Origin of the sequence: Amycolatopsis sp. FBCC-B4732, from assembly GCF_023008405.1 — a bacterium.
Classification (GTDB): domain Bacteria; phylum Actinomycetota; class Actinomycetes; order Mycobacteriales; family Pseudonocardiaceae; genus Amycolatopsis; species Amycolatopsis pretoriensis_A.
In genome coordinates this window covers 662,006-682,694 of sequence record NZ_CP095376.1, presented here as the reverse complement: position 1 = coordinate 682,694, position 20,689 = coordinate 662,006, and the positions used below count along the sequence as shown (strand labels likewise).

The following is a 20,689-nucleotide window of genomic DNA, read 5'->3' as shown; positions in this document are numbered from 1 at the left end:
GCGAAAGGGTCGCCCCCACCGCATGTTGGTCCAATTGACGACCAACCTAGGTGACTACAGCACGGACCGTAACCCCTGTCTTGACCAGGGCCTTCACCGGTTCAGAGCGGCCGCGAGACGAACTCCCGGCTAATTCCGGGTGACGTCCAAGCTGGCTTCGCCGCCGCGGATCTCCCCGAGGTGCAGGTGGTACCCGAGGAAATTGATGTCGACCCCCTGGAACAGCGAGACGCTGATCCCGTTCGACAGGAAGGTCACGGAATTGTTGTCGACCTTCTGCACTTCCAGTTCCTGCCCGCCGAGGTCGACCTTGCCACCGCTGACGAGGTTGAAATGGCACGACCGATCCGCACAGCCCAGATCGATCAAATGGTCGCACCCGGCCACCGAAAAAGAAGTGACGAGAGCGAACAGGCACACCACGATCCCACGACGCATTTCGATCCCCCGATATCAGTTTACTGTTCGGCTGATGGCAGGACGCACGGAATGAGGATGGTGATTTCGGTCGGGCCGCCCGCCGGGCTGTCGATTTCCACGACGCCGTCGAACGCCGCGACCCGCCGCTGGACCCCGGCGAGCCCGCTGCCGCGGCTGAAGTCGGCGCCACCCTTGCCGTCGTCGGCGACGACGACCCGCAGGACGCCCGGCCGGTGGGTGACGCTGACCCGCACCCGCTTCGCGGCCGCGTGCTTGGCCGCGTTGGCCAGCAGTTCGGCCACGGAGAAGTAGACCGCCGACTCCAGTGCCGCGTCCGGCCTGCCGATCAGGCCGACCTCGACGTCGGTGGGCACCGGCGCGTCCATCGTGAGGTCCTCGAGGGCGGCGCCGAGGCCGCGGTCGGCGAGCATCGGCGGCTGGATGCCGTGCACCAGCCCCCGCAGCTCCCGCAGCGCGGCCGCGGACAGGTCACGCGCGCCCGCCAGCTGCCGCCGGACCTCGTCGAGGTCGGTGTCGAGCAGCATCTCGGCGGTGCTGAGCGACATGCCGATCGCGATCAGCCGCGCCTGGGCGCCGTCGTGCAGGTCGCGCTCGATCCGCCGCAGCTCCGCGGCCTGCGCGTCGATGGCCGCGGCCCGCGTCGCGAAGAGCCGCTCCACCCGCCGCGCCAGCAGCGTGCGCTCGTCGGGCGCCAGCAGCCACCGCGTCCAGGCCTCGTGCAGGCTGACCGCGCCGGGCGCGGCCACCAGGCCCAGCACCAGCAGCGCGAGCCCCGCGACGGCGGTCCCGGCGACCCCGGCCGGCGTGTCCATGGGCAGCGGGAAGTACCACTCGCCGGTCGCCAGGTGCGGCGCGGTCAGCGGCGAGACCAGCAGGAACGCCCCGAACGCGGCGAGCGCGACCGGCAGGGCCGCCACCACCCCGCCGGTCAGCGGGTTGACCACCAGCCAGCACAGGTCGCGCCAGGTGGCCGGGTCGGTGAAGAACCAGCGGCCGCGGCGCTGGGCCAGGGAGACCCAGCGGGACCGGTGGAAGTCGTACCCGTTCCAGTACCACCCGTTTTCGGTGCGTTCCAGCACCGGCAACGGGAGGTAAGGCGATTCGATCGCGCGGCCGTAGAGCGACGGCGCGCTTTTCCGGGAAAGGACGGGCAGCACCCGGCACGCGGGAATGGCGACCAGCACGGTCAGCCCCGCGGCCGCGACGTATTCCGGCAGCCAGATCGCCGCGGGCAGCGTGAGAACGCACACCTGCGCGGCCGCGAACAGCACGAGAACGACCAGTCGTGCCATTCCGGCGAAGCCGCGCCGGACGGCCGATACGCTCCGCTGGGGAATCGACGACATCGGCAGATCATACTCTCCACGGGAGAGTGTTCCTGGTCGGCTCATCGCGTCCCCCATCCCCTCCGGGCGGCCCGATCGGGTCCGCTCGCACTCGAGGTCGTCCCAGTCTGCGGCGCCCCGAGGGGGGAGACAATCGGCTTAGGCCACACATAGGGGTATAGCCAGCCATACCCCTATGTTCGGTCTAACAGGCTCACGCCGACCAGCACCGCGACACTACCGTTGTCAACGCAAGCGGCGCCACGACGCAAGCGAATGGCACCGGAAACGCGACCGAACTCGCGATGACCCAGGAGCAGCAATGAACGAAGCCGGCATCCAGCGCACCCAAGCGGGCACGCAGTCCCACGCGGAACCCCGGAACCCGCGGCTGGCGCTGTTCGCTTCCGCCGCATTCGACCTGATCGTCCCCCTCGCCGTCTACTACATCCTGCGCCAGAACGGCGTTCCGCTGTTGACCGCCGCGATCATCGGTGGCATCGTCCCGGTCGTCCGCACCGTGTACGTGTTCGCCCGGTACCGCAAGATCGACGGGCTCGGCCTCTTCATGGTGACGATGATGGTCATCGGCACCGCGGTTTCCCTGATTTCCGGCGACGCACGGTTCTTCTTCGCCAAGGACGGCTGGCTCACGGCCATGTTCGGCATCTGGATGCTGATCACGCTGTTCTTCGAAAAGCCGTTCTTCCTGCACGCCGGGGTCAGCATCGCCCGCACCAAGCGGGGCGGCGCCGGCGCCGAGGTCTGGGAGCGCCGCTGGGACACCGAGCCCAAGATGCGCCACGGCCTGCGCCTGCTGACGGTGGTCTTCGGTGTCGGCATGATCGTCGACGCGGTCGTCCGCGTCGTGCTCGCCTACTCCCTGCCGCTCGACGACATCAACCTGGTGACGACCGTGCAGTGGATCGTGGTCCTCGGCGGGCTCATCGGCTTCATGGCCTACTACACCCGCAAGCACGACCTGCGTGCCTGAGGGCCCCCGGCCGACCACCGCACTCCGAGGAGCTTTCCCATGGCACACATCGCGCTGCTGAACATCCCCGCGTACGGGCACGTCATGCCGACGCTGGACGTGGCCGCCGAGCTGGTCCGCCGCGGTCACCGCGTCACCTTCGCCACCACGGACCAGTTCGCCGACCTCGTGGCACCGACGGGAGCACGGGTCCTGCGCTACGAGTCGTCCCTGACGCCGAAGCCGCGCACCGAGGACCCGCCCGCCGACTTCGCCGCCTGGCTGCCGCTGGTGCTGGTCATGGAGAGCACCGCGACCATCCCGGTGTTCGAAGCGGCCTTCGCCGACGACGTGCCGGACCTGATCCTGTACGACCGCACGGTCTACGCGACCGGGCGGGTGCTCGCCGCGAAGTGGGGCGTGCCCGCGGTGGAGCTGTTCCCGTCCTTCGCCTACAACGACGAGTGGTCGCTGGCGAAGTTCCTCGGGGAAGAAAACGGTTTCAGCGAGGAGCACCCGGCCCGCGTGGCCTTCCGCGAGAAGATCGCGGAACTGACCGCGGCGCACGGCGTCCCGGAGATCACCCCCGCCGACTTCGCCATCGGCCGCGAGGAGTTCGCGCTCGCGTTCGTGGCGAAGGAGTTCCAGTACCACGGCGAAACGTTCGACGACCACTTCGCGTTCATCGGCCCGTGCCTGGGCGACCGGACGTTCCAGGGCGACTGGCAGCCGCCGTCGGACGGCAAGCCCGTGCTGCTGGTTTCGCTCGGCACGGCGTTCAACGACCGCCCGGACTTCTTCCGGGCCGTCGTGGCGGCGTTCACGGGCGAGGACTGGCACGTGGTGCTGTCGGTCGGCACGCTCGACCAGGCGGAGCTCGGGGAGCTGCCGCCGAACGTCGAGGCGCACGCCGCGGTGCCGCAGCTGGCGGTGCTGAAGCACGCTTCGGCCTTCATCACCCACTCCGGCATGGGCGGGACGATGGAGGCGCTGTACTTCGACACGCCGATGGTGTCGCTGCCGCAGAGCGTCGAGCAGGCCGCGGTGGCCCAGCGCGTCGCCGAGCTCGGCCTGGGCACCAGCCTGGCCGGCCAGGAGCCCACTCCGGAGCTGCTGCGCGAAGCGGTGCAGACCACCGCGGGCGACGAGCGGATCCGGTCCGCGGTCGCGGCGATGGGCGCGAAGGTGCGCGCGGCCGGCGGCGCCGTCCGCGCGGCCGACGAGCTCGAGCGGCACCTCAAGCGCGTCTCCTGACGACTTCGCGCCCGGGCCCCCGCGGCCCGGGCGCGCTTTCCGGCTCGCTGGTTCCTCGAACCAGCCGCCTGTGGGGAAGGGCCGAGGTTGTCCCCCAGCACCACGGCCCTTCCTCACCCCCGTATGCGCACTTTCCGATCCCTCCCGGGCCGCGCGCCCGGTGATTTCCTGGAGGACCAGCGTGCAGGACGCTGTGGTGGTGCGGGACCTCGTGAAGAGGTACCCGAAAGCAGAACGGCCTGCGGTCGACGGCCTCGGCTTCACGATCGCCGCGGGCGAGGTCTTCGGCCTGCTGGGTCCCAACGGCGCGGGCAAGACGACGACGGTCAGCATGCTGACCACGCGCGCGCTGCCGACGTCCGGGCGGGCCGAGGTGGCCGGGATCGACGTCGTCAAGGACGCGACCGCGGCCCGCCAGGTGCTGGCCGTGGTGCCCCAGCGCAACAACCTCGACCAGTCGCTGACGGTGCGGCAGAACCTGCTGTTCCACGCCGCTTACCACGGCATGGGGCGGGCGCAGCGGCACCGCCGGGCCGACGAGCTGATCGAGTGGATGGGCCTCGGCCCGCGGGCGAAGGCCAGGGTGGACGAGATGTCCGGCGGCCAGGCCCAGCGCGTGATGATCGCCCGGGCCCTGATGCACAAGCCGAAGGTGATGTTCCTCGACGAGCCGGCGACCGGGCTGGACCCGCAGTCGCGGCTGTTCGTGCACGAGCGCGTCGCCGAGCTGACGGCCGAGGGCGTCACCGTCGTCGTCACCACGCACGACATGGACGAGGCGGCCAAGCTGTGCGACCGGGTCGGCATCGTCGACCACGGCAAGCTGCTGGCCCTCGACACGACCGAGGCGCTGACCCGGTCGCTGCCGGGCAACACGACGCTCACCGTGGGCGTCACGCTGGCCGACGCGCCCGCCGAAGCCGTCGGCAAGGAGCTGGAGCTGGTGCCCGCCGTCGTCCGGGTCGAGCGGCTCGCCGCGACCGGCCGGGCCGCGGCCGACGAGAGCGCCGTCCAGTTCCGCCTCTACACCGAAGCGGAACCGGCGTCGCTGCTGCCCGGCGTGCTGGCCGTGCTGGGCCGCGAGCGGTGCGAGGTCACCGGGATTTCGTTCGGCAAGCCCACCCTCGAAGACGTGTTCATCTCCATCACCGGACGGGACCTCCGATGACCGCCACGACGCTCACCCCGCAGCCCGGGATCGGCACCGGGACCGGCCAGGCCGGCAACCCCGGCCAGGCCCGCGCGTTCTTCGCCGTGCTCGGCCGCGACTTCTTCGTCACCGGGCGCGAGCTGCTGCCCTTCCTGGCGCAGATGCTGATCCAGCCGCTGTTCCTGCTGTTCATCTTCGGCAAGGTGCTCTCGCAGATCGGGTACGCGGGCGCCGGGTACGCGCAGATCCTGCTGCCCGGCATGGTCGCGATGAACGCGTTCACCGGCGCGCTGCAGAACACCGCGCTCCCGCTGGTGCTGGACTTCTCGGTGACCAGGGAGATCGAGGACAGGCTGCTGGCGCCGCTGTCGATCCGCCTGGTGGCGGTGGAGAAGATGTTGTTCGGCGCGATCCGCGGCATCATCGCCGGCCTGGTGATGATCCCGATCGGCCTGCTCATCCTCGACGGCGTCCGCTGGGACGTCGCGGCCCTGCCCGGCGTGGCCGGGGTCGTGGCACTGGGTTCACTGGCCGGCGCGGCGGTGGGCATGGTGCTCGGCACGATCGTCCCGCCGCGGCACATCAACCTGGTGTTCACGATCCTGCTGGTCCCGCTGATCTTCACCGGGTCCGGCCAGTTCCCGTGGCTCAGCCTGTCCGGTTTGCGGTGGTTCCAGGTGATCTGCGCGGCGAATCCCCTGACGTACGTGTCGGAGGCCCTGCGCCGGCTGGTGATGCCGACCCAGGTCCAGTCGATCCCGCTGTGGATCTCCCTGGTGGTCATGGTGGCGGCGACGATGATCTTCGGGGTCTTCGGGATCCGCGGGTTCCTGAAGCGCGCGCTGGACTGACGCGGGGTAACCGGGCGGGTGCGGCGACGGTACGGTTGGACCACCCAGCCCCGGCCCCGCCCGGCCCGGAAACCCAGGAGCGGTTCGTGCGCGTTGTCCTCGCGGAGGATCTCTACCTGCTTCGAGACGGCATGACCCGGCTGCTCGAGGCGAAGGGGTTCACCGTCGTGGCCGCGGTCGGCAACGCGACAGAGCTGCTGAAGGCCATCGAGGACCACACCCCGGACATCGCGGTGGTGGACGTCCGGCTGCCCCCCAAGTTCAGCGACGAGGGCATCCGCGCGGCCCTGGAGGCGCGCAAGCGGCGCCCAGGGATGCCCGTGCTGGTGCTCTCCCAGCACGTCGAGCAGACGTACGCCCGCGAGCTGCTGGCGGACGGCACGGGGGCGATCGGGTACCTGCTGAAGGACCGGGTGCTCAACGCCGACCAGTTCGTGGACGCCCTGCGCATGGTCGCGGCCGGCGGGACGGCGATGGACCCCGAGGTCATCTCGAAGCTGCTGGCGAGCCGCTCGCGCCGGGACCCGCTGGACGCGTTGACGCCGCGGGAGCGCCAGGTGCTGGAGCTGATGGCGGAGGGCCGCTCGAACGCGGCGATCGCCCAGCGGATGGTGATCAGCGAAGCCGCCGTGGGCAAGCACACGGCGAGCATCTTCACGAAGCTGGACCTGACCCAGCACGAAGACGACAACCGGCGGGTGCTGGCGGTGCTGACGTACTTGAGCAGCAAGGTGCCCAAGCCCTGACGAAGAAGGCCCGCAGCCGGGGTGGCTGCGGGCCTTTCCTCGTTCAGCGCGCGATCAGCAACCGTAGAACTTCCGCACCCGGTCGGTGATGTACTCTTGATCGGCCTCCGTCAACGACGTGTACGTCGGCAGGTACAGCCCCTCTTCGGCGAACCGGTTCGCGCGCAGCGATGGCCACACCGGGTCGAGGTACATCGGCTGCCGGCTCATCGGCTTGAAGAACACCCGGGTCTCGACCCCCTCGGAAGCGAGGAACTCCCGCAGCTCTTCCCGGCGCTCGCACAGCAGGTCGTACATCCACAGCACGTCGCGGCGCGGCATCAGCGTCACGCCGGGGACGTCCCGCAGCCGGGCGTCGTACCGCTCCTCGATCGACGCCCGCAGCGCCAGGATCGAATCCAGCTTCCCCACCTGGGCGACGGCCACCGCCGCCTGGAGGTTGGTCATCCGGAAGTTGTAGCCGATCTTCTTGTGCAGGAACGTGTGGTCGCGGTTGAACGCCATGCCCCGCAGGTGCTTCATCTGCTCGGCCAGCCGCGGGTCCGACGTGAGGCAGATGCCGCCCTCGCCCGAAGCGATGATCTTGTTGGCGAACAGCGAAAAGCAGGCGATGTCCCCGACCGGGCGCACGCCGTGCGCCTCCGCGGAATCCTCCACCACGCGCAGGTTGTACTCGTACGCCAGCTCCATGATCGCGGTCATGTCGCACCGGCGGCCGTAGACGTGCACCGGCATGATCGCCTTGGTGCGCGGGGTGATCTTCGCTTCGATCAGCGACACGTCGATGTTGAGGTCGTCGCCGCAGTCGACGAACACCGGCGTCGCGCCCGTGTACGTCACCGCCCACGCGGAGGCGATCATCGTGAACTCCGGGACGATCACCTCGTCGCCGGGGCCGATTCCGAGGGCCCGCAACGCCAGCGTCAGCGCCGTCGTGCCGGAGGAGCACGCCACTCCGTGCGCCACCCCGTTGTACGCCGCGAACGCCTCCTCGAACCGGGCCACGTACGGGCCCTGCGAGGAGATCCAGCCGCTCGTGACGGCCTCGGTCACGTTGGCCAGCTCGGTTTCGTCCAAGTACGGCTGCGACACCGGGTACTTGACGGACATGTCCTTCCCTTCCCCGACCACGGAATCGATCACCGGACCGCGGCCTGCACGGCGTCGGCCGCGGCCGACGCGCCGCCCGCCGACCGGAAGCGGTCCGCCCAGTCCTCGGCGGTCGCCGTGAACTCCTTCTCCTCCAGCAACCTCCGCAGCTTCGCGACGATCGCGTCCGCGGACACCGTCTCCTCGTGCGAAAGGACCAGGCCGCAGCCGCTGTCGAGGACGCGGGCCGCGTGGTCGTGGCAGTCCATCCAGAACGGCTGCACGAGACCCGGCTTGCCGAAGTAGACGCCTTCGTACGCGCTGTTGCCGCCGCCGTGGTTGTAGTACACGCGCACGTGCGGGTGGGCCAGGACGTCGAACTGCGACGGCACCCAGTTCTCCAGCCGCACGTTCGACGGCAGGTCCGCCGGCAGCAGCGCGCGCTGGGCCTTGGGCAGCTTCCACAGCACGTGGTGCTCCGGCCCGAGCTTGCGCGCCCCTTCGGCGATCGCCGTCACCTGGGGCGCGGTCAGCCGCATGTGGGTGCCGAACGCCAGGTAGACGACCGACTCGTGCTCGTCGAGCCAGGCCGACAGCGCCGGGTCCGGCTCCACCGCCTCGGGCAGCGGCGGGACGACCGGGCCGACCATCTTCAGGTGCGACGGCGCCGCCTCGAACGGGTACTCCATGCCGAACACCGAGTAGGCCAGGATCGCCTGCGCGCGGTCGGCGTAGGTGGACTGGCCCGCGGTCGCGTTCAGGATGCCGGCTTCCTTGCGGGCCTTGGTGAACTGGACCGCCGGCACCTTCGTCAGCATGCCGAGCAGCAGCCGCAGCCGGAAGCCGAGGTTCGCGAGCTTCTGGCGCCCGGAGAGGTCGCGCGGCAGCCCGGTGTTCGGGCTCGGGTAGCTCAGCGGGAGGCGGTCGGCGAAGACCTCGCTGACCGAGATCGGCACGCTGTAGACGTACGGGATGTCCCGCGCGATCGCCGCGTCGGTCGGGTAGACGCTGGAGGAGTCGATGACCATCAGCCCCGGCTTGACCTCGTCGACGACGGCCAGCGCGCGCTCGTACATCGTCACCATGATGCTCGCGTCCGTGACACCGCTGAGGTAGGCGATCACGTTCTGCGGCCGCGCCGTCAGGCTGCCGGGCTTCGCGGGCTGCGTCGCGGCGGCGTAGAGGTCCGGGTCCCACTCGCCCGGCGGGCGCTCGAGACGCTCCCCGAACGACACGAACTTCACCGGGTTGTCGGCGGAGATCGCCTCGACGGCGGCGCGACGGTCCTCAGTGGACGCGAAGTACAGGTCCGGCACGCCGCGGCGGGCGAGCTCGCCCGCGATGACGAGCAGCGGGTTGATCATGCCGGCGTCGGCGATCGACGCGAACAGGACGGGAGCCATCGTTTCACCAGCTCCCGGCGAGCATCAGTTCGCTGTACTTGTGCTCGTTCGACGCCTTGCGCAGGTCGGCCTCGACCATCATGCGCATCAGCTCTTCGAAGTCGACCGACTGCTTCCAGCCGAGCTCGACGCGTGCCTTGTCCGGGTTGGCGCAGAGGGTTTCGACCTCCGCGGGCCGCACCAGGGCCGGGTCGATGACGACGTAGTCGTGCCAGTTCAGGCCGACCGCGTCGAAGGCGATCTGGACGGCGTCGCGGACCGAGTGCATCTCGCCGGTGCCGACGACGTAGTCGGTCGCCGTGTCCTGCTGCAGCATCAGGTGCATCGCGCGGACGTAGTCGCCGGCGAAGCCCCAGTCGCGCACCGCGTCCAGGTTGCCGAGGTAGAGCTTGTCGCGCAGGCCCAGCTTGATCTCCGCCACCGCCATGGTGATCTTGCGGGTGACGAACTCGGCCCCGCGGCGCGGCGACTCGTGGTTGAACAGGATCCCGGAAACCCCGAACATGCCGAAGGATTCGCGGTAGTTCTTGGTGATGAAGTGCCCGTAGGTCTTCGCGACGCCGTAGGGGCTGCGCGGGTGGAAGATGGTCTGCTCGTTCTGCGGGGTCTCGGCGACCTTGCCGTACATCTCCGACGACGACGCCTGGTAGAACCGGATCCCGCCGCCGCCGGTGGGCCGCGACTTGTCCAGCCCGCACACCATCCGGACCGCTTCGAGCACCCGCAGCACGCCCATGCCGTTCACCTCGGTGGTGAGTTCCGGCTGCTGCCAGGACATCGGCACGAACGAGATGGCCGCGAGGTTGTAGACCTCGTCCGGCTGCACCAGGTCCACCGCGGCCACGAGGCTGACCTGGTCCATCAGGTCGCCCTCCACGAAGTGGAGATCGGAGACCAGCCTGCTGATCCGCGACTTGCGCGGGTTCGCCTGGCCGCGGACCAGGCCCCAGACCTGGTAGCCCTCGGCCAGGAGGTGTTCGGCCAGGTACGACCCGTCCTGCCCGGTGATACCCGTGATCAACGCACGCTTCGCCATGAATGTGCCTTCCCTTGCCACGTAACGAGTGCAGCTCCCGCCGTGGCGTCGTCCGGCCGCCTTGCGAGCAGCTTCGGTGAACCCTGCCGCCGCGAAAATCGCGCTGTACCGCCGAATCCGCGTCCGGTGGTCGGCAACGACGTCCACGCTCGCGCCAGGCCGCCGCGAAGTCAAGGAGATCGGCACCAAGTCAATGGGCCGCCCCTACCCCGTCCGAAGTGGCCTAGGGGCGGGGCGGAAAACCTAGGGGTGGGCCAGGAACACGCGAAGGAGCCGGGACCCGCGCGAGGCGGGTCCCGGCTCCTTCGCACCGCCGAGGTGTCAGCGCACGGGCGGTACCGGCCGCAGCGGACGGCGCACCGGGGGCACCGCCTGGTGGTTGACCGCGACGGGCTGACGGGCCGCACCCGGCACCCGCTCCTGCTGCTCCGGCACCCGCAGCTGCGGTTCCGACGCCAGGTCGCGGCGCCGGGTGACGCTCAGCTTGCGGTAGACGCGCGTCAGGTGCTGCTCCACGGTGCTGACGGTGATGTAGAGCCGGCTCGCGATCTCCCGGTTGGTGTGGCCCCGCGCGGCCAGCCAGCCGACCCGCTGTTCGGCGTCGGTGAGCAGCTTGACGTCGGTCGGCGCCACCGCACCGCGGAGGGAGACCACGACGTCGTCGGAGCCGCCCTCGAGGAAGGACCGCCGCAGCAGCTCCGCCCCGCACTCCTTGGCCAGCGCCCGCGCGTCCCGGCTCGCCGTGCGCGCGATGGCGGGGTCGCCGCCGGCCCGGCTCAGCTCGGCCAGCGTCCGGGCCAGTTCCAGCTTGGCACCGGACTTCTCGAGCGCGTCGGCCGCTTCCTGCATCAGCTTCGGCCGCCGGGCCGGGTCGGCCACGAGCGCGAGTGTCCGCAGCGTGATGCCCCGCGTCCGGTCCCCGCAGTCCGGGCCGAGCTTCGCCGCCTGCTCCTCGGCGAGTTCCCGGGCCTTCTCGCGGTCACCCAGCTTCAGGTAGACCTCCGCGGCGCTGGAACGCCACGGCACCAGCGACGGCTGGTCCAGGTCCCAGCGCGCCATCTGCTCCCCGCAGGCGAGGAAGTCGTTCAGCGCGGTCGGCAGCCGGCCCGTCGCGAGGTAGTAGTGCCCCCGCGCGTGCAGGTAGTGCAGGCCGAACCGGGTCTCGCCGAGCGCGTCGGGCACCGGCTGGTTGAGCAGCTCCGCCGCCTCGTCGAACCGGCCCATCTCGGTCAGCGCCGCCAGCAGCGTGGCCAGCGGGGCGCCGACCCCGATGCCCCAGGCCTCCGGCGTCATCTTCGTCAGCGCGATCTTCGCGTTGCGGGCCGCGAGCGGCAGGTCGCCCTGGCGGAGGGCGACCTCCGCACGCAGTTCCGCCAGCGACGCCTGCCACGTCGGGGCCGGGCGCCCGGCGGCCTGCGCCATCAGGTGCTCGGCCCAGGTCGCGGCCTTGTCGAGGCGCTCGGCGTAGATCAGCACCGTGGCGGCGAACACCAGGTGCCGCAGGCTGGTGTCGGTCATCCGGGTGCCTTCCAGCACCTGCTCGGCGTCGAGCACGGCCGCCTCGGTCGGGCCTTCGCGGACGGCGCTGGTGAGCGCGTCGACCGCCTTCTGCTGCGAGTTCACCACCAGCCCGAGCCGCGGCGCGGCCGCGTCCCCGGTGCAGGTCGCGAGCATCGGCTCGACGAGGTGCCGCATCCCCGGCACCGAGCTGGCCAGCCACGAGTCGAGCGTGAGCAGCTCGCCGCGGGTGCGGCGGTCGGTGGAGTCGACGAGGTCGCCGAAGGCGTTCGCGATCTCCACGGCCTCGTCGACCCGGCCGAACCACAGCAGGAACTCGAAGATGCCGACGACCCGGATGCCCGGCAGGTGCCCGGCGCGGGTCGCGTGCACCAGCTCCGGCAGCCGCCGCATCGCCTTCGCCGGGGTCGTCCGCCACTCGATGTCGGCCAGCGACGCCTTGGCGATCGCGCGGTCGCGGTCGTCGGTGCAGCAGCGGCTGGCCAGCGCGATGCAGGCGCGGGCCAGTTCGACGTCGTCCTCGAGCAGCGCCGCCTCCGACGCCTCGGACAGCAGGTGCTCGGTCCACGGCTCGTCCAGGTTCCCCGCCACGACGTGGGCGGCGATCGCGGTCGGCCGGGCGCCCTGGTCGAACAGCAGGCGCGCGGCCTGGCCGTGGAGGGCGGACCGGACGGCGGGGTCGAGCTCGTCGAGCACCGCCACGCGGCCCTCGGCGTGGCGGAACCGGTGCCCGTCGAGGACGCCGGCCGACTCCAGCGCCCGGCGCACCGGCTCGGCGGTGGCCGGCGCGAAGGAGACCATGCCGCCCGCCAGCGCGATCGGCGACTGCTCGCCGTCGCCGAGGACGGCGAGCGCCCGGGCGAGTTCGAGCGCCCGCGGCTCGCTGGAGTGCAGGCAGCTGAGCACCGCATGCCGGTAGGCGGGCCCGGCGACGACCCCGCCCGCGCCCGCCGCCCTGGTGTCCTGCACCAGCGCGGTGGCCAGCAGCGGGTTGCCGCCGCTGATCGCGAAGCACTCCGCGGCCAGCGCGTGCGCCTTGCCCTCGTCCAGCTTGCCCGCCAGCAGGACGCCGACGCCGTTGCGGGACAGCGGGGCCAGCCGCAGCTGGCGGCAGTGCGGGCGCCGCATCAGGTCGACGTGGCGGACCGGGCGCCGTTCGCCGGGGTCCGCGCGTTCGGCGAGCAGCACGAGCACCCGGGCGGGCCGGATGCGCCGCGCCATGTGCTGCAGGAACTGCAGCGACGCGGGATCGGCGTAGTGGGCGTCGTCGACGCAGATCACCAGCGGGGTCTCGGCCGACCAGCTGATCACCGCGCTGGACAGGCGGTGCAGAAACCGGCTGTCGAGCAGCGTCGCGTCGGCTTCGGCGTCCTCCACGTACGCCGAAACCTGGTCGACGATGTCCGCGCGGACACCCGGGGTGTGCACCAGCTGGGAAACGACACCCAGCCCCACGGCGGTTTCCGACCGGGCGCCGGAGGCGGACAGCACGACCGCGCCGGTACCGGCGGCCTGTCTGCCGAACTCTTCCAGCAGGGCCGTTTTCCCGCTGGCGACCGGTCCGAGGACGAGGCCGACACCGCCGGCCCCGGAATGGCAGTCGGCGAGCATCTGACTCAGCGTCGCCGTTTCGAAGTCACGTTCGATGAGCATGACGGAACTTCCCCCAGAAATTCTCTGTGTGTTGGATTCCTTCGATCCACGGCCGGCACGACGACCCCCAGGCCGCCGGCTCCGGTTTTTTCCGCGAATCACCAGCACAGGCACGTGTGCGGGCAGGCGAATGCCTCCGCACGCATTGCTTCACAGCAATCACACGGCCCACCGCTCCCCAACGGCGTCGACCGGCGATTGCGAACTCGACCGGCTCGCGCATGAGCCGGCGTCAGTGTCTATTCAGCGTCCCTCACGAAGGACAGCGGTACCCGTTCATCAGACGAACCTTTCCCCAGACCCCAGATCCCCGCAGTTTCCCGGTTGGGTGATTACTGCCCCGATCACCCGGTCTCCCGCGAGGAGATAACGAACCAGAAGCTACCACCTGCCCCTACGTGCCGCAACGAGCCGCGAAGGGGCTTCACCCGGACCACGATGTCCGTTTGGTCCTGTTCGGCAGGACATTCCGCATACCCGTCCCGACCAGCGTTTACCGTGGGGAAACGCCGGTCGACGGGCAAGGGGCCGAAAGTCGGTGGGCGCTATGAGCCACACCACTTGTTCCACTCCCAGTCGAAGCCCCGGCCCGGGGGTTCCGGCATTCGAGTGAGCGGCGGGCAGGCCTTTTTTTCGGGCGTAACCGAAAGGCCGGAAGGAAACAGATTGTGAACATTTTTTAGCGGGCGCCGCGTCCACGGATCGGGACGCGGCGCCCGTCCGTCAGACCTTCGCGGGAACGCGGCCCTCCTTCGAGAAGTACCCGCGGACTCCCTTGCTGCAGAGCAGCAGGAACAACACCAGCAGCACCACTGCCTGCACGACCTGGCCGGCCCGCATCCAGTTCGGGAATTCGGCCGAGACGACGAGGTACACGAGACCCGCCAGCCCGAGGACGGTCACCAGCATCACGCGGACGTAGGTGCGCCGGCGGCCGAGCTTGAGCCGCGCGGCCAGCCGGACGTAGACGATGGCGATGACCAGCACCGACACCGGGCGGATCCACAGGACGCTTTCGAGCGACGTGCGCGTTTCCGCGTGGTCGGCCGGGTTGGCCTGGCCGGTCGATTCCCAGTGCAGCACCTGGTAGTCGAGGATGCCGTCCTTGTTCAGGAACGTCAGCACCGCGAACGCGATGCTGAGCAGCAGGTTCAGGTAGAGCAGGAAGATGACCGGCCGCAGCGCGCGGCCGGTCGAGGACGAGGTGGCCATGGTTTCCCCAGTTCAGTCGTGCGCGGTGGCACGTTCGACGATGCGGACTAGTTCGGCCGCGTAGGCGGCGACGTCGATCCCCGGACGGCGGATCGATTCGGTGTGGAAGCCGTCTATGGCCTGGCGGATGGTGATCGCCATGACGCGCGGGTCGAACCGGCCGAAGTCGCCGGTCCGCTGACCCTCGCGCAAGCAGGTCTCCAGGACGTCGATGGCGCCGTGGTACCACTCCCCGGTGCCACCGTCGGCCTCGCCGCCGGGAGCCCCGCCGTGCCGCAGGCTTTCGAGCAGCGCGGTGAGTTCGACGGGGTGCTCGGCGATGAACGCCAGGTTCGACTCGATGTAGACCCGCAGCTCCGCCGCCGGCCCGTCCACCGCGTCGATCCGGTCCCGCATGTACGCGAGGCTCGTGGTCAGCACGTCCCGCACGACTTCGGCGATCAGGTCCGCTTTGCCGTCGAAGTGGTAGGAGATCATGCCGGTGCTGCTCAGCCCGGCACGCTTCGCGATCTGCCCGAACGAAGCCTTCGCGTACCCGAGTTCACCGATGGTTTCGATCGCCGCGCGGACGATCTGCGCCCGCCGGGCGTTCTCGGTGAACGTTTTTGCTTGCATGAGCAAAAGGTAGCATGGTCGAGCAAACAATCGCCAGAATGCCGTCTTTCCGCAATCGATCGGTTGCGGTACGTATCGATCTTTTCCCGGGGCATGGGAAAGGCCGCCCCGGAGAACTCCGGAGCGGCCTTCGGTGGGCCTGATCCGCCGGCCGGCGAGGGGTAGCGGCTCGGCCGGGCGCTACTCGGTCACCTTGCGGGCGGTCGCCATCGCGCGCTCGGTCTCCCAGAACGCCCGCATCGACCGGATCAGCCCGTCTTCGCCCACCCGGTAGACGAACACCCCGTCGGTGTCCACGCGGTAGCCGCCCGGCAGGTACGTCGTGATCGTGCCGACGTTGGCCACCTCGTCGCCCGCCGCGTGGGAGTCGCGGATCGTGAACTCGAAGCGCTCCACGGTGGCGATCGTCTTGTCCCAGAACGCGCTGATGCCGTCGCGGCCGTGGTGGCCCTTGCCCTCCTCGTCGAAGAACGAGGGGCCGACCGGGTCCTCCACCACGGCGTCGGCGGCGAACAGGTCCAGCCACGCCTCCTTGTCCCCCGCCGTCACCGCGGTCATCGACGCGACCGCCGCGCGCCGCGCGGGCGGCTGCTCCGCCGCTGTGTCCCAGCTGACCTGCACACCCACGGCAGTCACTCCTCGAACTTCGCGATGATCTCGGCCCCGAACTTGTGGATCGCTTCCAGCTTCGGCTCGACCGGCGCGTCGAACCCGACGCCGTCGAACACCCACGGCATCGTGATGACGTCGGTGACACCGGCTTCGGCCTGCTCGCGGTAGCCGTCGAGGCCGAAGCGGTCGATGCAGACCGCCTGGTACTCGAACGGGTCGTCGGCGCGGCCGCGCTCGGCCAGCAGCTCCTTGAGCCGGGCGATGGTCTCGCGCAGCTCCTCGAGCTTCATCATCGCCGACGACCAGCCGTCGGCGACCCGCGCGGCGCGCTTCAGCGCCACCTCGGTGTGGCCGCCGATGTAGAACGGCACCCGCGACGGCGGCGCCGGGCTCATCTGGATCTTGTCGAAGTCGTAGAAGTCGCCGTGGTACTCGGCCATGCCGCCGTCGAGGAGCAGGCGCAGCACGTCGATGGCCTCGTCGACGCGCTTGCCGCGCTTTTCGAACGGGACGCCGCAGTACTCGAACTCCTGCGGCAGCCAGCCGACGCCGAGCCCGAGCCCGAAGCGGCCGCCGGTGAGCACGCTCGCCGAACCCACCTGGCGCGCCAGCAGCACCGGGTTGCGCGAGCCGAGCTTGAGCACCGACGTGTAGAAGTGGATCCGGCTGGTGACCGCCCCCATCGACGCGGTGGCGACGAGCGGGTCGACCCACGGGGTTTCCCCGGTCCAGAACCGGCTGCCGTCGGGGGTGTACGGGTAGTCCGTGTCCACCGTTTCGGCGTAGAAGAGCGAGTCCGGCAGGGCGATGGAGGCGAAGCCGGCCTCTTCCGCGGCCCGGGCGAGCTCGCCCAGCTGATCGAGGGGGTTCATCGCGATCGACAGGGTGAACTTCATGGTGTCGAACTATAACGTGTTCTAGTTTGCTCGGCCAGGTCTCGAGGTGTGCCGGATCACGGTGCGGGAACCCTCCGCGTAGCGTCCGCGTTGTCCGAATCAAAGGTGACTACCGGTCACCGAGCCCCGAACTTCTGGGAGTGGTCCATGGGCACCGCGATCTTCCTGATCGTGCTCGTCGTCGTGATCGTCGGTGGCGGCCTCTATTTCTCGCGGCAGCGCGCCGCGGCCCGGCAGCGGGAGCTCGACGACGCCAAGGCCGACGCCCGGCGCCTGGTCGAGCGGCTCGGCGGTCAGGTACTCAACCTCAACGGCAACGACACCGCGTCGATGCAGGCGATGGCCGACGCGAGCGAGCGCTACAACGCGGCCGGCTCGCAGCTGGAGCAGGCCCGCACCATCGAGCAGGCCCGGCTGGTCAAGGACACCGCCGTCGAAGGCCTCTACTACGTCCGCGCCGCGCGCGTCGCCATGGGCATGGACCCCGGCCCGCAGCTGCCGGAGGAGGCCGAGCGCGAGCGCGCCGGCAAGGTCACCGAGCGCCGTGACGTCGACGTCGAGGGCCAGCACTACGCGGCCTCGCCCGACGCCGGCCAGGACACGCCGTACTACTACCCCGGCGGCCGCGTCGCCGGGCGGCCGGTCCCGCAGGGCTGGTACAGCGAGCCGTGGTGGAAGCCCGCGCTCGTCGCCGGTGCCTGGGGCCTCGGGTCGATGTTCCTGTTCAGCGCGATGTTCTCCGGCATGGGCGGCATCGCCAGCGCCTCGGCGTGGGAGTCGGGCTACGACGCGGGCCAGCAGGACGCGCTCGAGTCCGGCGACGCGGGCGGCGGCGACATGGGCGGCGACGGCGGAGGCGACTTCGGCGGCGGCGACAGCGGCGGCGATTGGGGCGGCGGCTTCGACGGCGGCGGGTTCGACGGTGGTGGCTTCGACGGCGGCGGCTTCGACTTCTGACGCCCCTCGTGAGGGGGAAACAGGGTTCTCACCCTGCTTCCCGCTCACGACCGGGTCAGGCGGGCTGGCAGGTGGGGCACCAGTAGAGGTTGCGGCCCACCAGCTCCGAGCTCGCCACCGGTGTCCCGCACACCAGGCACGGCTCGCCCGCCCGGCGGTAGACGTAGACCTCGCCGCCGTGGCGGTCGACCCGCGCGGCGCGGCCCATCGCCTCCGGCAGGTGCTCCGGGCGGACCGTGTCGATCCGGCCGACGCGGACGCCGTCGCGCATCAACGCCACCAGGTCGGCCCACATGTCGTCCCACAGCGCGCGATCGAGCGCGCGGCCCGGGGTCAGCGGCGCGACGCCGTGGCGGAACAGCACTTCGGCGCGGTAGACGTTCCCGACCCCCGCGAGCACCGCCTGGTCCATCAGCAGCGCCGCGATCGACGTCTTCGACCGCGAGACGCGCTCCCACGCCCGCTCGGGTTTCGCGTCGCGGCGCAGCGGGTCGGGGCCCAGCCGGGCCTTGATCGCGTCGGCCTGGTCCGGGGAAAGCAGTTCGCAGCGGGTGGGCCCGCGCAGGTCCGTCCAATGTGTCCGGCCGGCCAGCCGCAGCCGGACCTGGCCGACCGGGTCCGGCGCGGGCAGCGCGGCCTCGCCGAACGTGCCGTACAAACCGAGGTGGATGTGCACGATCCCGTGCGGCCCGTAGTCGTGGAACAGGTGCTTGCCGTGCGCCTGCGCGCCGACGAACACTTGACCGTCCAAACGGGACGCTTCGGCGGCGAACCGGCCCTGCGGGCTGCTCACCTCGACGGGGGCGCCGGCGTACCGGCGCTTGTGCAGCCGAGCGAGCCGGTGGAGCGTGTGCCCCTCGGGCATCAGGCCTCCGGCAACGCCGGCGGGGTCCCGGTGCGCTCGTAGTCGAGCAGCTGCTGCACGCGGCGGGCGTGCCGCTCTTCCGGCGAGACCTCGGTCGCGAGGAACGCCTCGACGATCTCGGTGGCCTCGTCGGCGGTGTGCATCCGGGCGCCGACGCCGATCAGCTGGGCGTGGTTGTGCTCGCGGCACAGCTTCGCGGTCTCGACGCTCCACGCGAGGCCGGCCCGCGCGCCGGGCACCTTGTTCGCGGCGATCTGCTCGCCGTTGCCGGAGCCGCCGACGACGATGCCGCGGCTGCCCTCGTCGGCCACGACGCGCAACGCCGTCTCGACGCAGAACGCCGGGTAGTCGTCGGCCGCGTCGTAGACGTGCGGACCGATGTCGGTCACCTCGTGGCCCTGCTTCTCCAGGTGAGCCACCAGGTGGTTCTTCAGCTCGAAACCGGCATGGTCGGATCCCAAGTAGACACGCACGGCTGGGAGTCTGCCACCACGCCCGGTTTCGGGCATGCTCCGGGGGTGGGCAGCTGGGAGCAATCGGGGCACGACGTGCGGCTCGACTGGGGCGGCGAAGGCGTCGCCGCGCTCGGCCGCGAATGCGCGGTCCTGGTGGTCGTCGACGTGCTTTCCTTCGGCACCACCACGGATCTCGTGGTCGGGCGCGGCGGCCGCGTGCTGCCGGTGCGGTGGCGTGACGAACGCGGCGTCGCACGGGCGAAGGCGGCGGGCGCGGTCATCGCGGGTGAGGCCGGATTCACCCTGCGGCCCTCTTCTGTGACGGAGATCCCGCCGGGGACGCTGCTCGCGCTCCCCTCGCCCAACGGCGCGACCCTGTGCGAAGCCGCCGCCGAGACCGGGGCCGCGGTCCTCGCGGGGTGCCTGCGCAACGCCTCCGCCGTCGCCGCGAAGTCACTCGAGCTCGGCGGGCCGGTTGGGCTCATCGCCGCCGGGGAACGTTGGGGCGTGAACATCTTCGGGGCCGGCGAGACCTTCGGGCCGCTGCGGCCGTGCGTCGAAGACCAGGTGGGCGCGGGCGCGATCGCCGCCGCGCTGGCCCGGCTGGGCGCTTCACTGTCCCCCGAAGCCGCCCTCGCCGCGCGCGGCGTCGACGTCGAAGCCGTCGCGGGTTGCGTGTCGGGGCGCGAACTGACCGAATCGGGTCACGGCGGGGACGTCGCACTGGCCACGCAGCTCGACGTGAGCCAGGCTGCCCCTGTCCTGAACGAAGGAGTACTGGCATGACCGGCCGCTGGATCGACGTCGCCGACGGCGTGCACGCGCGCCGCTACGAGGAACTGGACCTGACCGTCGGGCTGGTGGTGGGCGCCGAGCGCTGCCTGGTCGTCGACACGCGCGGCGACCTCGAGCAGGGCGCCGAACTGGCCGCGGCGGTGCGGGAGATCACGCCGCTGCCCTGGTCGGTGGCGTTCACGCACGCGCACTTCGACCACACCTGGGGCACCGAGGCGTTCACGCCCTGCACCGTCTGGGCGCACGAAGGCTGCCGCGCCGAGCTGGCCGAATACGCCGAAAACGCCCGCGCGAAGTGGATCGACTACTACCGCGAAGCGGGCAAGGCCGAGATCGCCGACGCCATCGCGCGCACGACGTTCGTGGTGCCCGACCACCTGTTCACCGACCGGGCCGTGCTCGACCTCGGTGGCCGCACCGCCGTGCTGCTGCACCCCGGCCGCGCCCACACCGACCACGACGCGGTCGTGCACGTCCCGGACGCCGACGTCGTCTTCGCGGGCGACATCGTGGAGAACGCCGAACACGGCTTCAGCGCGTTTTCCTTCAGCGCGGAGTCGGACCTGACCGCCTGGCCGGACACCCTGGACGCGATCCTCGGCCTGGAGCCGCGGGTGATCGTGGCCGGCCACGGCGACCCGGTCGACGCCGACTTCGTCCGCTACCACCGCCACGGCCTGCACGAGCTGCTCGCGCTGAAGGCGGCGATGGGCCGCGGCGAAACGACCGAGGCCGCCGCCGTGGCAGCCTCGCGCTACCCCGGCGACGTCACCCTGGCCGCCCTCGCCACCCCCTGACGCGCACTTTCACGTGAAAGTGCGCGCCTGGGGGCCGCACTTTCAC

General features: G+C 70.8%; 20 protein-coding genes. 8 read left to right on the top strand and 12 right to left on the bottom strand.

What is annotated here, in order from left to right; translation table 11 throughout:
* Positions 1-129: 129 nt before the first annotated feature.
* Positions 130-438 carry a hypothetical protein gene (locus MUY14_RS02760; RefSeq protein WP_247020460.1) on the bottom strand — a complete coding sequence of 103 codons (309 nt, stop codon included), beginning with the start codon at positions 436-438 and terminating at the stop codon, positions 130-132.
* A gap of 20 nt (positions 439-458) precedes the next feature.
* On the bottom strand, positions 459-1,787 hold the full coding sequence (locus MUY14_RS02755; protein WP_247020458.1) for a histidine kinase: 1,329 nt from the start codon (positions 1,785-1,787) through the stop codon (positions 459-461).
* 301 nt (positions 1,788-2,088) lie between these two features.
* Between MUY14_RS02755 and MUY14_RS02750 the strand changes: the two genes are divergently transcribed.
* From MUY14_RS02750 to MUY14_RS02730, 5 genes are all read left to right on the top strand, one after another.
* Positions 2,089-2,760, top strand: a complete 672-nt coding sequence (locus MUY14_RS02750; protein ID WP_086863354.1) for a VC0807 family protein — start codon at positions 2,089-2,091, stop codon at positions 2,758-2,760.
* Between the two features lie 39 nt (positions 2,761-2,799).
* Positions 2,800-3,993, top strand: a complete 1,194-nt coding sequence (locus tag MUY14_RS02745; RefSeq protein WP_247020456.1) for a macrolide family glycosyltransferase — start codon at positions 2,800-2,802, stop codon at positions 3,991-3,993.
* Positions 3,994-4,174: 181 nt separating this feature from the next.
* Positions 4,175-5,161, top strand: a complete 987-nt coding sequence (locus tag MUY14_RS02740; protein WP_247020454.1) for an ABC transporter ATP-binding protein — start codon at positions 4,175-4,177, stop codon at positions 5,159-5,161.
* Complete coding sequence (locus tag MUY14_RS02735; protein WP_247020452.1) at positions 5,158-5,994, top strand: ABC transporter permease; 837 nt, start codon at positions 5,158-5,160, stop codon at positions 5,992-5,994. Before MUY14_RS02740 ends, MUY14_RS02735 begins: the two co-directional genes overlap by 4 nt.
* 86 nt (positions 5,995-6,080) lie before the next feature.
* Positions 6,081-6,740, top strand: a complete 660-nt coding sequence (locus MUY14_RS02730) for a response regulator transcription factor (RefSeq protein WP_281506243.1) — start codon at positions 6,081-6,083, stop codon at positions 6,738-6,740.
* A 54-nt stretch (positions 6,741-6,794) separates the two neighbouring features.
* Here MUY14_RS02730 and MUY14_RS02725 read toward each other — a convergent pair whose 3' ends face one another.
* The 8 genes from MUY14_RS02725 to MUY14_RS02690 all read right to left on the bottom strand — a co-directional run bounded on the left by MUY14_RS02725 (position 6,795) and on the right by MUY14_RS02690 (position 16,774).
* The gene (locus MUY14_RS02725) at positions 6,795-7,850 is read right to left on the bottom strand and encodes a DegT/DnrJ/EryC1/StrS aminotransferase family protein (protein WP_247020450.1); all 1,056 of its coding nucleotides are present in this window, start codon (positions 7,848-7,850) and stop codon (positions 6,795-6,797) included.
* A 29-nt stretch (positions 7,851-7,879) separates the two neighbouring features.
* Entirely contained in the window at positions 7,880-9,232 is a 1,353-nt protein-coding gene (locus MUY14_RS02720) for a glycosyltransferase (protein ID WP_247020448.1), read from the bottom strand.
* Positions 9,233-9,236: 4 nt separating this feature from the next.
* Entirely contained in the window at positions 9,237-10,268 is a 1,032-nt protein-coding gene (locus MUY14_RS02715; protein WP_086863349.1) for a GDP-mannose 4,6-dehydratase, read from the bottom strand.
* 321 nt (positions 10,269-10,589) lie between these two features.
* Positions 10,590-13,439, bottom strand: coding sequence for a LuxR family transcriptional regulator (locus MUY14_RS02710; RefSeq protein WP_247020446.1), 2,850 nt, complete (start codon positions 13,437-13,439; stop codon positions 10,590-10,592).
* 723 nt (positions 13,440-14,162) lie between these two features.
* A complete protein-coding gene (locus tag MUY14_RS02705; protein WP_247020444.1) occupies positions 14,163-14,651 on the bottom strand; it encodes a hypothetical protein in 489 nt (162 codons plus the stop codon).
* Positions 14,652-14,663: 12 nt separating this feature from the next.
* Complete coding sequence (locus MUY14_RS02700; protein ID WP_247020442.1) at positions 14,664-15,266, bottom strand: TetR/AcrR family transcriptional regulator; 603 nt, start codon at positions 15,264-15,266, stop codon at positions 14,664-14,666.
* A gap of 180 nt (positions 15,267-15,446) precedes the next feature.
* The gene (locus MUY14_RS02695; RefSeq protein WP_247020439.1) at positions 15,447-15,893 is read right to left on the bottom strand and encodes a nuclear transport factor 2 family protein; all 447 of its coding nucleotides are present in this window, start codon (positions 15,891-15,893) and stop codon (positions 15,447-15,449) included.
* 5 nt (positions 15,894-15,898) lie between these two features.
* Positions 15,899-16,774 carry a TIGR03619 family F420-dependent LLM class oxidoreductase gene (locus MUY14_RS02690; RefSeq protein WP_247020437.1) on the bottom strand — a complete coding sequence of 292 codons (876 nt, stop codon included), beginning with the start codon at positions 16,772-16,774 and terminating at the stop codon, positions 15,899-15,901.
* Between the two features lie 147 nt (positions 16,775-16,921).
* Here MUY14_RS02690 and MUY14_RS02685 point away from each other — a divergent pair, with 147 nt between their 5' ends.
* Positions 16,922-17,731: a hypothetical protein gene (locus MUY14_RS02685; RefSeq protein WP_247020435.1), complete on the top strand. Its 810-nt coding sequence runs from the start codon at positions 16,922-16,924 to the stop codon at positions 17,729-17,731.
* A gap of 55 nt (positions 17,732-17,786) precedes the next feature.
* On the opposite strand, the gene MUY14_RS02680 is transcribed toward MUY14_RS02685, so the two are convergent.
* Positions 17,787-18,596, bottom strand: coding sequence for an Fpg/Nei family DNA glycosylase (locus MUY14_RS02680; protein WP_247020433.1), 810 nt, complete (start codon positions 18,594-18,596; stop codon positions 17,787-17,789).
* Positions 18,596-19,069 carry a ribose-5-phosphate isomerase gene (locus tag MUY14_RS02675; RefSeq protein WP_247020431.1) on the bottom strand — a complete coding sequence of 158 codons (474 nt, stop codon included), beginning with the start codon at positions 19,067-19,069 and terminating at the stop codon, positions 18,596-18,598. The genes MUY14_RS02680 and MUY14_RS02675 overlap by 1 nt, the downstream gene beginning before the upstream one ends.
* A gap of 45 nt (positions 19,070-19,114) precedes the next feature.
* Between MUY14_RS02675 and MUY14_RS02670 the strand changes: the two genes are divergently transcribed.
* Both MUY14_RS02670 and MUY14_RS02665 read left to right on the top strand, forming a co-directional pair.
* A complete protein-coding gene (locus tag MUY14_RS02670) occupies positions 19,115-19,837 on the top strand; it encodes a 2-phosphosulfolactate phosphatase (RefSeq protein WP_247020429.1) in 723 nt (240 codons plus the stop codon).
* Positions 19,834-20,643 (top strand): MBL fold metallo-hydrolase, encoded by an 810-nt coding sequence (locus MUY14_RS02665; protein ID WP_247020427.1) that lies wholly within the window; start codon positions 19,834-19,836, stop codon positions 20,641-20,643. Before MUY14_RS02670 ends, MUY14_RS02665 begins: the two co-directional genes overlap by 4 nt.
* The last annotated feature ends 46 nt before the right edge of the window (positions 20,644-20,689 follow it).